The organism is Furfurilactobacillus milii (genome assembly GCF_009863985.1).
GTDB lineage: Bacteria > Bacillota > Bacilli > Lactobacillales > Lactobacillaceae > Furfurilactobacillus > Furfurilactobacillus milii_A.
Map to the genome: position 1 here is coordinate 1 of NZ_WEZT01000017.1, position 12,443 is coordinate 12,443.

The following is a 12,443-nucleotide window of genomic DNA, read 5'->3' on the forward strand; positions in this document are numbered from 1 at the left end:
GATCAGCTCCTAAAAGATGGGTTTGTGGTAAACACCATTTTAAAGGAAGCTGATCTTTTTTGTCCGAACAGCGTTCGGATTAATTTTACAATCTATCGTGTCATTTTAAATTCGATTGATAAGAGGGCAATGATTCAGTAATTTTCTGAATGGTTGTCCTTTTCTTTAGGCGTAAATGATCAAAAAAAGTATGCAACGTGAAAGAAGAGGAATTATGGAAAAAGTGACGTGGCCGGAAGCTGGCAAAAGGATGCTAGCAGGCAAGGCTTTTCGACAGACAGATGAGTTATTGGAAATTAGGTTACAAACACGTCGGGAAGTGAAGTCGTTTAACGACATTGATCCCGCAGATTTAAAATCGCGAGAACAGATTATTCGTCGTTTATTTGGGACCATTGGCAAAGATTTTTACATTGATTCACCGTTTCACTGTGACTATGGCGTCAATATCAATGCAGGCGACAATTTAAAAGTAAATATGGGATGCACATTTTTAGACTCCAATGTTATTAATATTGGTAATGATGTTTTGATTGCGCCAAATGTTGGCTTGTATACGGCAGGTCACATCGTGGATCCAGAATTACGTAAAAAACCATCCGCGTTGCAATATGCTTTACCAATTAACATTGGTAATAACGTTTGGATAGGCGCACAGAGTATTGTGTTACCTGGTGTGACGGTCGGTGATAATACGATTATCGGTGCTGGTAGCGTTGTTACTCGCGATTTGCCAGCAAACGTTGTCGCAGTCGGGAATCCTTGCCATGTATTACGTCAGGTGAATGACCGAGACAAGCATGAGTTTTTAGACCGACCGTTTAGTGCAGCGATGGATGATTAAATTTTAATGATTTCGATGGTGAGGCCGGCTCTGCAATTGGGTTGGCCTTTTGATGTCCTCAAATGGGATTAAAACGGAAAACTTACGATTTGTTGGTTCAAAAATGACGATGACTTTTTCTCCCTGGGCACCTTTGTTAGCGCGAATATCACGAACTGATTATGATTAAACGTAAATAATTGGTGTACGGAAATGTTTTATACTCAATCTTTGTGCTAAACGAGCACGTAATCGGTTGAATCAAAAGAGAGAAGGCAGCCGCATGAAAAATATGAATAAGGATAGTCATGCGTCAATGGATATGAATAATGACAGTGACCTGATGCAGCACGGCGGTGAAATGATGCATATGGGCAACATTACGCAAAAATTTTGGGTGTCGTTAGTTGTTTCAATTCCGGTTGTAATTTTGTCACCCGTATTGATGAATCGCTTTTATCCAGGACTCGCTTTTCCTGGATCAGAATGGTTATTGGTGATTCTTGCGTCGTTTATGTACTTTTACGGTGGTGCACCATTTCTTCGTGGTGCACGTGCTGAACTAAAGGATCGTCATCCTGAAATGATGACACTAATTGCCATCGGGATTTCCGTTTCGTATTTCTACAGCATTTATGCGTTTATCATGAATACGTTTGTTGGCGGCTCAAACGTTATGGATTTCTTTTGGGAGCTGGCGACGCTGATTGATATTATGTTGTTGGGACATGTCATTGAAATGAATGCCGTGATGTCTGCAGGTAATGCCTTGCAGAAAATGGCCGCATTGTTACCAAATGATGCAACACTAGTGAATACTGACGGCACCACAAACGACGTGCCATTGTCAGAAGTTCAGGTCGGTCAAACAGTGCTAGTTAAGGCTGGCGAGAATATTCCGACTGATGGCATGATTGTCGATGGGCAAACGTCAGTTAATGAAGCGATGGTCACTGGTGAGGCATGTGACGTCACGAAAGACGTTGATGACGAGGTTATTGGAGGCTCGACAAATGGTGCCGGCGTTATCCAAGTAAAGGTTACTGGGACTGGAGAATCAGAATATCTGTCCCAAGTGATGCAGTTGGTCAATAATGCGCAGAAAGAAAAGTCGAACGCTGAAGGTGTTGCTGATCGTGTCGCCGGGTGGCTTGTCTATGTGGCTGTTGGCGTTGCCTTAATTGCGTTTGTCCTCTGGTGGATCATTAACAAGAACTTTAACTTTGCTTTGGAACGAATGGTGACAATTCTTGTGATTGCTTGTCCTCACGCCCTCGGCCTCGCTATTCCGTTGGTCGTTGCTCGTTCTACATCCATTGGAGCTAAAAACGGGTTGTTGACGCGCAAACGGCAAGCACTGGAGGATGCACGTCATTTGAACGCGGTTATGATGGACAAAACAGGGACGTTGACAGAGGGCAACTTCGCAGTTTCGGATGTTGAAAGCTTCACACCAGACTATGATGGCGACAGCGTTCTTGCTATCATGGGTGGTCTAGAAGCTGGCTCCTCACATCCGCTGTCGGTTGGTATTATTAAAGAACTCGATGCTCGACACAAAGCGAGTGTCCCTGTAGACAATATCAATAACTTGCCTGGAACAGGGATTGAAGGTGAGTATCAGGGCCATCATGTCGCAATTGTGAACGAACGCTTTGTGAATGAAAACAAGATCGATTATGATCAGAGCAAATTTAACGAATTGTCTTTGCAGGGGAACACGGTGAGTTTTTTGATCAGTGATAATCGTTTACTCGGTTGGGCTGCTCAAGGTGATCAATTGAAGGAAAGCTCAAAAGCCTTGATCGATGGCTTGAAGGCTCGCGGCATTCGTCCAGTTATGCTGACAGGTGATAACAAGCAGGTTGCTGGACTGATTGCCAAGCGTTTGGGCATTCCTGACGAAGACGTGCATGGTGAACTGAAGCCAGAAGATAAGGAAGGGATCGTTAAACAATATCAGGATCAAGGCCTGGTCGTGGCAATGGTGGGCGATGGTGTCAATGATGCACCGAGTCTGGTTCGCGCGGATATTGGCATTGCTATTGGCGCTGGCACAGACGTTGCCGTTGATTCTGCCGACATCGTGCTGGTTCGAAGTGATCCATCCGATATCTTGCACTTTCTCGATTTAGCGCACAACACAACACGGAAGATGGTCCAAAACTTATGGTTTGGGGCCGGTTATAACATCTTCGCCATTCCCTTGGCTGCAGGGATTCTAGCATTTGTCGGCATAATTCTCAGCCCAGACGTTGGTGCGTTGCTCATGGGGCTCAGTACGGTGGTCGTGGCGATCAATGCGCAAACGTTGAAAATTTAAGGTGACTTAATCAAGGTGTAATTGGCTTTGTGGATAGGATGGCAGCCTCTGTGATCAAGGAAAGCGGCACAATCACAAAAAAGGTGAAATCTAATGCTACGTTTGGTAAACGTAATGTCAGATTTCACCTTGTTTTGTGATTACAATTCTTTCATGGGTTGATTGTATCCACGGTCGCCAAATGGTTGTAATTTTGTCAACCACTCTTTTTTGAGTTCCTTGAGTGTATGCCGCATATTTAACACGTCGGTGGCATCCTTTCGATACAATTCGCTAAACTCAAAGTTTTCTGCACCATACTTTCGCCAGTCGGCTAACAAGTCTGGATTGGGAAAGCTACCATTGTTTAAATTTTGTTGGTAAAAGGACCACCGATTTTTGAGGTTGGGCACAGCGGCAATGTATATTTTACCGTTCGCTTTATTTTTCAGTTGAATCACACCATAATCGATTTCAATTTTTGCATATTGATCCAACAGTTCTTGTCTTCGTTTGGGATTCATGAGTTACTCCTTTGTTACTTTTTTTGCTGGCCTCGGCATCACGCTCATACGAACCTCATAACGACGTGCACCAAATTGGTGGCTAGTTTGTTGAGGTCTGTAAAATCGAGAAAGCGCTGGTTACCATAAATGTCTTTCAACGTCTCAGCGTCATCACCAAGGGCGGCGGAGAGCACGACAATGCCTTCGCGTTCGGCCTCATGGACGACTTGTTGCAAATCGTCCTTGGCTAAATCACCCGTATAGTTAGGCATGGCCTTTGGCTGACCATCGCTAAGATTGATAAGCAGTTTTGTTTTCTCAGTTCGTGCAGCAAGTTTGTCCGCCAGAATTTTGAGGGCGCTACCATCACGATTGTTATTCAACGCTTTGATGGTCGTCAAACGTAGCAAGGCGGTATCATAATCTTCGTCAAATTCTTTATAAGCGTAAATGGAAGTGCGTTCACGTTCACTAACATCTGCCGTATCACCATTAATAGTCAGCGGAATATTTAGATCTCGACAAAAGGCGGTGAGGGCAAAGATTGCTGTTTGTTCATGCTTGATGCGGTCATCCTCAACCATTGAAGCAGATTGATCAACACGGATGGCAATTGCCAGTGATGGGTCTTCATCAGGAGTCCGCTTTTTTGTGAAGTAACCGAAATCTTGATTAACAACTTTACTAGCATCGAATTGTTGCCCAAACACCTTACCCTTAGCGACATCGCTAGCGTGTTCATTCTGAAGAATTTCACGCATTTGTCGCACTAGTTGATCTGTAATAAGGTGGTTGGATTGTAGCTTTTTATTGGCCAGCTTAACATCGGCAGGCGTAATCTTAGGCACGTGAACGATAAGGCCTTCACGTGCATGAATAGTGCTTTTCAGACTTTCGCGAGCTGATTGATTCAACGCTTTTCGCGTTTGTTTGGCGGCTTCAGTATCTATCATTGGCATCGAAAGTGTTTCGCCTTCGTGAAAACTTTCTTCTTGCTGCTCAGTACCAATCGTACTGGTTACGTCGAGGCTAGCGTCACGCTTGGCATCTTCGGCTGTGATCTTATCGCCATCTGGTTGGACGTTATCATCTTCACTCTTAGTTTTTTCATTGTCAGGTGAGACAGTTTGTTTATCAGCTTCTGAATCTCGTTCAGGCTTATTTTGGCCAGCAACAGCAGGCGTGGTCGGTTCACTGACCGGCGGCTTAACGTCTTGTTGTGTATGAGTAGCAGGAATAGTCCGTTTGACAGCTGATTGGGTGACCAAACTGACGAGTTGATCCCAAAGGCCGGCATCCGCAATTGCCTGCTTTAATAGGTCAATTTCGAGTTCGTCAGTCGTGACTTTATAAAGTACCATCTGATCAAACGATTTAAGAATATCCGTAAACGCAGCGCTGGCAGACCAATAAAGGTAGCTTCGCATTCCAGCGACACCGTGAATACCGTTGGCTTTTGCCGTTTCATCAAGTAAACGAATAATGTTTGCCATCACGGTCAGCAATTTTTCGTCATGTAGACCACTTTTTGCGGAAGCACGGGCAACCATGACTGGAATGGTCGGTAAGTCCATCTTTTCGGAATACTGCATCCGGTCCCGTAGAGATTCGTTTAGTGGTCGGTTACCTTGATAGTTTCTGTTAGTTGTTAACACCACGACCGTGTCAGGATGCCGTTGAATTCGACCTTGCAGGGTTTCCAACGTTCCGTTAGGTTCCAGAACTGAGTTTAACGCGACTAACACGGAGGCGTCACGGATGACGGTCGGTTCTTGGATTTCTAGCAAGTAACCGTTTTGAACGGCCTTAACGATTTCCGAAGGGTAGAAACGATAGCTAATGGATTGGTGACTATCTTGATAATGTTGCAAATAGGTTTTTGCGTTCTTCTCAGACAGCTTCAAGTGGCCAGCCAAACGTGAAATAACTTCTGCTTGTGACTGACTCTCATCAAATATGGTTTGTAGTTCGGAATCTTCGTCCAAAACGGGCAGCAGAGAACCGAGGATATCGGATTTATCCATGTCAGCAAAACAAGTGATTTTTGTGTAGGGCAGTTGTAAATCGGCAGAAAGGGCCTTTGCCAGTTGCGTTTTGCCGGAACCAGCGTCACCTTCCAATAGTAAATTTGTAATGCGCATTTCCAGCATTTGCCAGGTGGCGATGATGGTATTAGCAATGCGGCGTTCTTGTTCACTGGTCACGTGAGAAGCCGGTTTCTGCCAGATCATCGCTTGTTCCACGGTGGAATAGTCGGTGCGCTGTTTTTGTAATGTGGTACTCATGGTTCTAACTCCTTATTTTTTGTGTTGTTTATTGCTCGCACCTTACCGAGCTTCGGCAGCACTTTCGTAAACGTGCACCTAACTTCTGAATCCTGTGCATAAGCGGTAAGTCAAATCATTCGGAAAATCACCGAATGGCTCGCTTTATTTCTTATTGCTCGGATTCAACTCGAAGTTGTGCAACACTCTGCTCTTAATATCCCAATTTTTTCAATTCGTCGGCAAGTAGGCGGTAACGTTCGCCGTACAGCTCGCCGTCACTTTGCAGCTGATCATAGAAAAATTGGATGTCGTGTGCAATGGTTTCGTTATCAGCATCAACATTGATTTCGAACCCGGTTCCTTGTAACGCGTGTTTGATGATTGCAAGGTGATCCGGATCGTATAGATCGTCCATTTTGTAGGCGGCCTCCATAAAGTAGGCGTTGGTGCTGAGAATCAGCAACGCTAAATCTAAAATGCGCGTTGCGGGGATAGTTTGTGCGTTATCATGATTGAGTTGCACCATGAGTTCGCCAGTCGTTGGCCGTGAACCAAGGTTGTCACCATAAGTTGCGTTTTCAACCTCATGGGTGCCAGTACTACGGCCATCCGTTTGGTCAAACTTGGGGTTGATTGAAATTGATTTGTAAGTCATGTTAATTTCCTCGATTAATTTGAGCGGGAAAATCAGTCCTTAACAATCCAGTAACGTGAGCCATCTCGAGTACGATCCATAAAGCCGTATTCAATGAGGTAACGGCGCAGCGTTACGGGGTCATCGCTAATTTTCTTTAAAATTGCAGTAATTTGTAACTCATCCCATTCACCATCTGCTGGCAAACTTTGTGTGATGCGGTCGAGAACGACCACGATTCGCTTTTGTTTACGCGGCAAACGCTTTAAGGTCAGCTGTCCATTCGTTTCTGATAAATATTCTGCGACAGTGTTCTGCCATTCAGCGTTGGTAATTGCGAATCGGTCATCCGGTCTGGCAACGTGACCAGGAATGGGGATGAGGGTGTCTGATTGATCATGATTAATCTCAAAGACATTGTGGTACATCGCCAGATATTGCTTAGCTTGTTTGGCTTTCTCTCGAAACGTAAATTTTTGATGGCGAATCGTAGAAGCCGAAACATTCATATCGCGCGCAATCTCGGCATCTTTTTGACCAGTTGCAAACGCGGTTAGTAAGGCTTGTTGCTTCTCTGTTAATTGATTGTATTTTGAATCATCATGGATTAGTTGGTACGCATTTCCTTGATGAACGTTTTGAATGTGTTGCTCAATTGCCGCTGCAGCAGCAAAAAAATGATCATTAATTTGATAAACTTGGTCGGCTTCAAACTTGGCATCGCAGTAGTTACAGTAAAAAGTGTCTGCTTGACGATGCCAACCTTGTTCCAACTCTTGTTGCGAGTAATTCGAAAGCATATTATCACCTCAATCAATAAACGTATCATAAACATGTTTACTATATTCGTCAACACTTTTATTTTTTGTTTATTGCAGTATCTGATTTTCGCCGGATTTGAGTACGGATGTTAACAGTGTTTTGTCACTGATCATCATGGCATCAACGCTCTGTCGCGGAGTCGATTTAATGCAAACACTTAGAGTCATTGTTAGCGAAATCAGTGATCAAAAAAAATAGGAATCAATATTCGAACATAATTGTCCGAATATTGATCCCTATTTGTAAGCCAGTAATTAAATTAGAATCCCGTCGCAATGATCGATTTCATGTTGAATAATCTGCGCAGTGAAATCGGAGAATGACGCCGTCTTTGTTTGCCAATCTGTTGTTTGGTAACGGACGGTAATGTTGCGGTAGCGGGTTGTTGGTCGTTGACCTGATAAGGACAAACAGCCTTCGGTAGTCTGATAAACAGCTTGTTTTTGAGTAATCACTGGATTAATCATCGGTACCAGCATTGGCCCGAGTTGGTAAGCAATGATGCGTTTTGTCTGCCCAATCATATTTGCCGCCATGCCAACACAATTGTCTTGGTGGGCCCGCAGCGTGTCGACAAGGTCAGCAACGATTTGTTGGTCAGCAGGTGTTGCCAGTTGGGAGACTTTTTTTAAACTATTGATGTTTTTATTGATGGGTTGAATCATAACGAACCTCTTTTAAATGACGAAGTAGCAGGCTAACAGCATTATTAGTCGTGACGACAGTGCGTTACTCATTGTGCTTTTTACCACGCACTACATGGTCCGCATGTTCAAGGGTCTCTGTGACGATGTCAAGAATGTGAGGATCGTCTAGCCGATAATAATTCGCCTTACCAACACGTTTGGCTGTGACCAACTGGTGCTTTCGAAGTAGCGCAAGCTGATGCGAAACGACCGATTGTTCTAAGTTAAGCAACGTGCTCAAGTCATTAACGTTTAATTCCTGTTGTTCCAAGACGTATAAAATTTGCAAACGTGAGGGGTTGCTGAGCAATTTAAAGATACGCGTCGATTCACTTAAATGAAATGAATCGATCAAGTTCGGTTTGTTGGAGTTTGTCATAACAATTCCTTTCATTTCATATGTTGAGTCTAGCATGTTCAGTTAATTGCGTAAATGTCAAAAGTCATTCAAAGGCGCGGTTTAAAGGTGAAAATGTTCAAATCGAGACAAACAAAAATGGCAAGTCTGACGCAATCGTCAAACCTGCCGTTTTGTTATTTTACAGAAGTTCTTTGTTAGTCCTTACCACGACCTGCTTGGAAAGATTCCCATCCCTCACTGGCGATAAAGTAAACCAGCACAAGTGCAGCCACAGAGTCGGCCCACCACCAACCGAACAGTGCGGTTAAAACGCCGCCAACTAATACAGTAGCAGCCATATAAGCACAGGTGATATTGCACATACCATCTTCCACTAAGGCATCTGAGTGAAGTGATTTACCTAACGCGCGTTTGCGTAAAGTTAGAAATGGCATCAAGATAACGGAGGCAATGGCGATTGCAATGCCGGAAAAGCTTTGGTCAGCAGCTTGATGTGTGACTAAATTAAAAAGCGAAACGCCAATGACATAGATGGATAGTAGCAGGAGAACCGAGCCAACGATTAGTGAGGAGCGACGTTCAGCACGATTAATTTCGCTCTGACTTGCGCCATTTGCTTCTTTACGTAAACGCCAAATCAGTGTGCTACCTGAAATGATTTCTAAAAAACTGTCCAATCCAAAAGCAATTAATAATATTGAATGTGCCGTAATACCGGAGTAAAGACCGACTAGGAATTCAAATGCCATCCATCCGGTCGAAAAGTATTCCGTATGAATGCTTCGACGAACAAGCATGTTTGAATCGGTATTATTTTGCATATTCTTTCTCCTCAATCGAGCAACCTAATCTGAAATCCTAATAAAGTTATTTAAGCATGTTATTCAATTCATATGTTGATAATAACATTATAACTTTGATTCGTAAATAACGATGTTAAGTGCTGAAAATGATCAAACAACGAATTCTCCGAAAAGAAGGAGGTAGCGCCTGAATTAATTTTATTGGTATGAAAAAACAAATGTGACGAAATTTTTTTGACGTGAACTAACGTAAAACACGAACTTTATTGGAAACCTAAGCCTAAAATAAAATAAAATCCTTTTTCTGGTATGAATCATTATAATTAGCTGTTAAAAGGACAAAAAGTGATTGCATTTTGATTTTGCAATGAGTACGATGTCTGTATTGAATACGAACGAATTAACCACTAATCGGTTTAATAATCCGTATTTATAAAAACATTTATGATGAGGTGACATAGTGGAACGGTTATTCGGATTAAAAAAGGCAGGAACCACGGTCAGTACAGAAATTGGTGCAGGTTTGACAACGTTTTTCGCCATGTCATATATCCTGTTTGTTAACCCTCAGATTCTTGGACAGACTGGAATGCCTGTTCAAGCTGTGTTTTTGGCAACAATTATTGCTTCTGTTGCCGGAACACTGGTTATGGGACTTGTTGCAAACGTTCCTTATGCGCTAGCGCCAGGGATGGGGCTCAATGCTTTCTTCACGTATACCGTTGTTATGAGTTTAGGCTTTAAATGGCAAGCTGCGTTAGCGTTAGTTTTCTTTTGTGGCATTATTAATATTCTGATTACCGTAACCAAAGTCCGTAAAATGTTGATTTCAGCAATTCCGATGAACCTACAATTGGCAATTAGCGGTGGGATTGGTGCCTTTATTGCTTATGCGGGTTTGAAAAACGCTGGTTTTTTAAAGTTCACTTCAGACGCTGGCAATATTTTATCGATTAACAATAAAGCATTTTCTGGAACACAAGAAACATTCCACCACGGCATTGAGACAGTTGTGACTGGCGGTGGCATCGTACCAGCATTACAAAACTTCAATAATGCCAGCATTGTGTTAGCATTGATCGGCTTAGTCATTACAGTTTTACTGAAGGTTCGCAAAGTTCCGGGCGCTCTGTTGATCGGGATTTTTGCAACAACGCTTATCGGCATTCCAATGGGCGTTACCAACTTACACTTATTTAGTGCCTTTACTTTCGGTGCGTCGGTGAAACAGTTAGGAACAACTTTCTTAGCAGCATTTTCGTCACAAGGAATGGGATCGTTATTTTCTGACAGTCACCGGATTATTTTAGTGTTAATGACCATTCTGTCGTTTAGCCTGTCTGATATTTTTGATTCACTAGGTACCTTTATTGGGACCGGCCGTCAAACCGGTATTTTTTCAGGTGAGGAAGAATTACGTTTGGAAGCCGAACCAGGTTTTAAGTCCAAACTGGATAAGGCATTGTTCGCCGATTCGATTGCAACAGGGGTTGGTTCTTTGTTTGGCACATCAAACATTACGACGTACGTGGAAAGTTCTGCCGGCATTGGTGCTGGCGGTCGCACGGGTTTAACAAGTGTCGTCATTGCCATTCTTTTCTTGGCTAGTTCCGTCCTTTCTCCCTTGCTGTCAATTATTCCTACGGCTGCAATTGCGCCATCGCTGATTTTAGTCGGCATCATGATGATGAGTTCATTCAATAAGATTCCGTGGGGCGATCTAGAAGAAGCAATTCCAGCCTTCATGACGTCATTGATGATGGCCTTTGCCTATAACATCACCTATGGGATTGCAGCAGGATTTATTTTCTACTGCTTGATTAAAACTGTAATGGGCAAGGCGAAGACGGTTCATCCATTGATCTGGATTGTGTCATTACTCTTTGTCATTAACTTCACGGTGTTGGCATTTATTTAACGCTTGAATTTACACTTTAAGTGCAACACTAATTAAATAAAGAATGGCCCATGGCCAAATTTCTGTAAAATGATGTTTGCGAAAACAATCATGAAAGGAAAGAACAAATGAATAATCGTCCCCGTAAATGTCTCGGATGGAAAACGCCTTATGAAATATTCTTTAATGTAGTGTTGCACTTAATTTGACAATTCAAGCGGTTAAAAATTGCCTGAAGATAGATTAACAAAACATCTGAGTCAGTATGGAAGGTACGAAATGATCATTAAAAGCAGAAAGGTCGGCAATTCAATTACTTTGACCCTTCCCGAAGAATTAAATGTGCCAGGAAATGTCGAGTTTGAACCTATCGTAGATAGTAAAGGCAATGTTTTTCTAAAAAGAATTTCGGAGCTCAATGAAGAGAGGGTTCGAGATATTCATCAGTTTATGGATCAGTTCAAACCGTTGATGGACAAACTCAAGGATAAATAATGCAATGTTATTTAGTTTGGATGCTAAGAATTTCATAGATAATAATTAAGTCGTGAACGTTTATTGATAGAAGTTAACTGGAAATAAAGGAGCGTTTGATGTTTTTAGCATTTATTTTGTTTTCGTTGGTGTGACTGGAGTGACCATGTATATTTTCGCGAAGATTAAATGAATAATATTTTGGGAGTGTTCTTGATAGAAATAACGCGATTGACCAGATTTTCTTTAGTCAGTTTGCCCAGTTACCGCAAGCGTGCTATATTAGGCTTACAAATTTAATGAATTCAAACCACCGCCGGGTGGGCACAGGGTGCAATTACTGATTTCGACAGGCTATAGAGAAATCAGCAGTCGCACTCTTTTTGTTTTCACGAGGAAATCAGGAGGATTTGGATATGGCATGGATTGAATTAATGATCGCAGGTTTGTTTGAAGTTGTGTGGGCGACGGCGATGAAATTGAGCAACGGTTTGACCAAAATGAACTATACGGTGGCGACGGTAGTGGGGATGATCATCAGTTTCTTGTTGCTGGCACGGGCCACGAAGAGTTTACCACTTAGCCTGGCTTATCCAATTTGGACAGGTGTTGGTGCTGTCGGTTCCATTATCGTTGGTGTTCTTTTCTTTGGTGATAAGATTCCGTTAGCGACATGGTTTTTCGTCGCACTACTGCTGATTGGGATTATTGGCATTAAAGTGACAGTGAGTGATTAGTTCATCGTTGATGATAGAGATTGTTTTTGAATAAAGGTAGATTGCAAATTTAATCCGAATTTTTGGACAAATTTGTCAGCATGATCTGATAAGGTGTTTGCCAGTCAAGTATTTTAAGTGGTCTCTGATTA

The 12,443-nt window shown here is 42.6% G+C and carries 12 protein-coding genes; 5 read left to right on the forward strand and 7 right to left on the reverse strand.

Annotated elements, in window-relative coordinates:
• Nucleotides 1–214: 214 nt before the first annotated feature.
• Both GB992_RS08110 and GB992_RS08115 read left to right on the forward strand, forming a co-directional pair.
• On the forward strand, nucleotides 215–844 hold the full coding sequence (locus tag GB992_RS08110; RefSeq protein ID WP_161001985.1) for a sugar O-acetyltransferase: 630 nt from the start codon (nucleotides 215–217) through the stop codon (nucleotides 842–844).
• A 262-nt stretch (nucleotides 845–1,106) separates the two neighbouring features.
• Complete coding sequence (locus tag GB992_RS08115) at nucleotides 1,107–3,146, forward strand: heavy metal translocating P-type ATPase (RefSeq protein WP_161001986.1); 2,040 nt, start codon at nucleotides 1,107–1,109, stop codon at nucleotides 3,144–3,146.
• A gap of 140 nt (nucleotides 3,147–3,286) precedes the next feature.
• Here GB992_RS08115 and GB992_RS08120 read toward each other — a convergent pair whose 3' ends face one another.
• The 7 genes from GB992_RS08120 to GB992_RS08150 all read right to left on the reverse strand — a co-directional run bounded on the left by GB992_RS08120 (nucleotide 3,287) and on the right by GB992_RS08150 (nucleotide 9,222).
• Nucleotides 3,287–3,649 (reverse strand): GIY-YIG nuclease family protein, encoded by a 363-nt coding sequence (locus tag GB992_RS08120; protein WP_161001987.1) that lies wholly within the window; start codon nucleotides 3,647–3,649, stop codon nucleotides 3,287–3,289.
• A 44-nt stretch (nucleotides 3,650–3,693) separates the two neighbouring features.
• Entirely contained in the window at nucleotides 3,694–5,916 is a 2,223-nt protein-coding gene (locus GB992_RS08125) for an AAA family ATPase (protein WP_161001988.1), read from the reverse strand.
• Nucleotides 5,917–6,109: 193 nt separating this feature from the next.
• On the reverse strand, nucleotides 6,110–6,553 hold the full coding sequence (locus tag GB992_RS08130) for a DUF6530 family protein (protein WP_161001989.1): 444 nt from the start codon (nucleotides 6,551–6,553) through the stop codon (nucleotides 6,110–6,112).
• A 32-nt stretch (nucleotides 6,554–6,585) separates the two neighbouring features.
• Nucleotides 6,586–7,332 (reverse strand): DUF2087 domain-containing protein, encoded by a 747-nt coding sequence (locus GB992_RS08135; protein ID WP_161001990.1) that lies wholly within the window; start codon nucleotides 7,330–7,332, stop codon nucleotides 6,586–6,588.
• A gap of 276 nt (nucleotides 7,333–7,608) precedes the next feature.
• The gene (locus tag GB992_RS08140; RefSeq protein ID WP_161001991.1) at nucleotides 7,609–8,019 is read right to left on the reverse strand and encodes a peptide deformylase; all 411 of its coding nucleotides are present in this window, start codon (nucleotides 8,017–8,019) and stop codon (nucleotides 7,609–7,611) included.
• A gap of 64 nt (nucleotides 8,020–8,083) precedes the next feature.
• Nucleotides 8,084–8,419 carry an ArsR/SmtB family transcription factor gene (locus tag GB992_RS08145; RefSeq protein ID WP_161001992.1) on the reverse strand — a complete coding sequence of 112 codons (336 nt, stop codon included), beginning with the start codon at nucleotides 8,417–8,419 and terminating at the stop codon, nucleotides 8,084–8,086.
• A gap of 176 nt (nucleotides 8,420–8,595) precedes the next feature.
• Entirely contained in the window at nucleotides 8,596–9,222 is a 627-nt protein-coding gene (locus GB992_RS08150; RefSeq protein ID WP_161001993.1) for a cation efflux transmembrane domain-containing protein, read from the reverse strand.
• A 442-nt stretch (nucleotides 9,223–9,664) separates the two neighbouring features.
• On the opposite strand from GB992_RS08150, the gene GB992_RS08155 reads away from it, so the two are divergent.
• The 3 genes from GB992_RS08155 to GB992_RS08165 all read left to right on the forward strand — a co-directional run bounded on the left by GB992_RS08155 (nucleotide 9,665) and on the right by GB992_RS08165 (nucleotide 12,312).
• Nucleotides 9,665–11,122 carry a solute carrier family 23 protein gene (locus tag GB992_RS08155; protein ID WP_161001994.1) on the forward strand — a complete coding sequence of 486 codons (1,458 nt, stop codon included), beginning with the start codon at nucleotides 9,665–9,667 and terminating at the stop codon, nucleotides 11,120–11,122.
• Between the two features lie 258 nt (nucleotides 11,123–11,380).
• On the forward strand, nucleotides 11,381–11,596 hold the full coding sequence (locus tag GB992_RS08160; RefSeq protein ID WP_161001995.1) for a hypothetical protein: 216 nt from the start codon (nucleotides 11,381–11,383) through the stop codon (nucleotides 11,594–11,596).
• 395 nt (nucleotides 11,597–11,991) lie between these two features.
• Nucleotides 11,992–12,312, forward strand: coding sequence for a DMT family transporter (locus GB992_RS08165; protein WP_161001996.1), 321 nt, complete (start codon nucleotides 11,992–11,994; stop codon nucleotides 12,310–12,312).
• Nucleotides 12,313–12,443: the final 131 nt, after the last annotated feature.

Coding starts and splice junctions, on each gene's coding strand:
- GB992_RS08145 (WP_161001992.1), bottom strand. CDS start 8,419: ATGACAAACTCCAACAAACCGAACTTGATCGATTCATTTCATTTAAGT.
- GB992_RS08110 (WP_161001985.1), top strand. CDS start 215: ATGGAAAAAGTGACGTGGCCGGAAGCTGGCAAAAGGATGCTAGCAGGC.
- GB992_RS08125 (WP_161001988.1), bottom strand. CDS start 5,916: ATGAGTACCACATTACAAAAACAGCGCACCGACTATTCCACCGTGGAA.
- GB992_RS08115 (WP_161001986.1), top strand. CDS start 1,107: ATGAAAAATATGAATAAGGATAGTCATGCGTCAATGGATATGAATAAT.
- GB992_RS08140 (WP_161001991.1), bottom strand. CDS start 8,019: ATGATTCAACCCATCAATAAAAACATCAATAGTTTAAAAAAAGTCTCC.
- GB992_RS08165 (WP_161001996.1), top strand. CDS start 11,992: ATGGCATGGATTGAATTAATGATCGCAGGTTTGTTTGAAGTTGTGTGG.
- GB992_RS08135 (WP_161001990.1), bottom strand. CDS start 7,332: ATGCTTTCGAATTACTCGCAACAAGAGTTGGAACAAGGTTGGCATCGT.
- GB992_RS08160 (WP_161001995.1), top strand. CDS start 11,381: ATGATCATTAAAAGCAGAAAGGTCGGCAATTCAATTACTTTGACCCTT.
- GB992_RS08150 (WP_161001993.1), bottom strand. CDS start 9,222: ATGCAAAATAATACCGATTCAAACATGCTTGTTCGTCGAAGCATTCAT.
- GB992_RS08130 (WP_161001989.1), bottom strand. CDS start 6,553: ATGACTTACAAATCAATTTCAATCAACCCCAAGTTTGACCAAACGGAT.
- GB992_RS08120 (WP_161001987.1), bottom strand. CDS start 3,649: ATGAATCCCAAACGAAGACAAGAACTGTTGGATCAATATGCAAAAATT.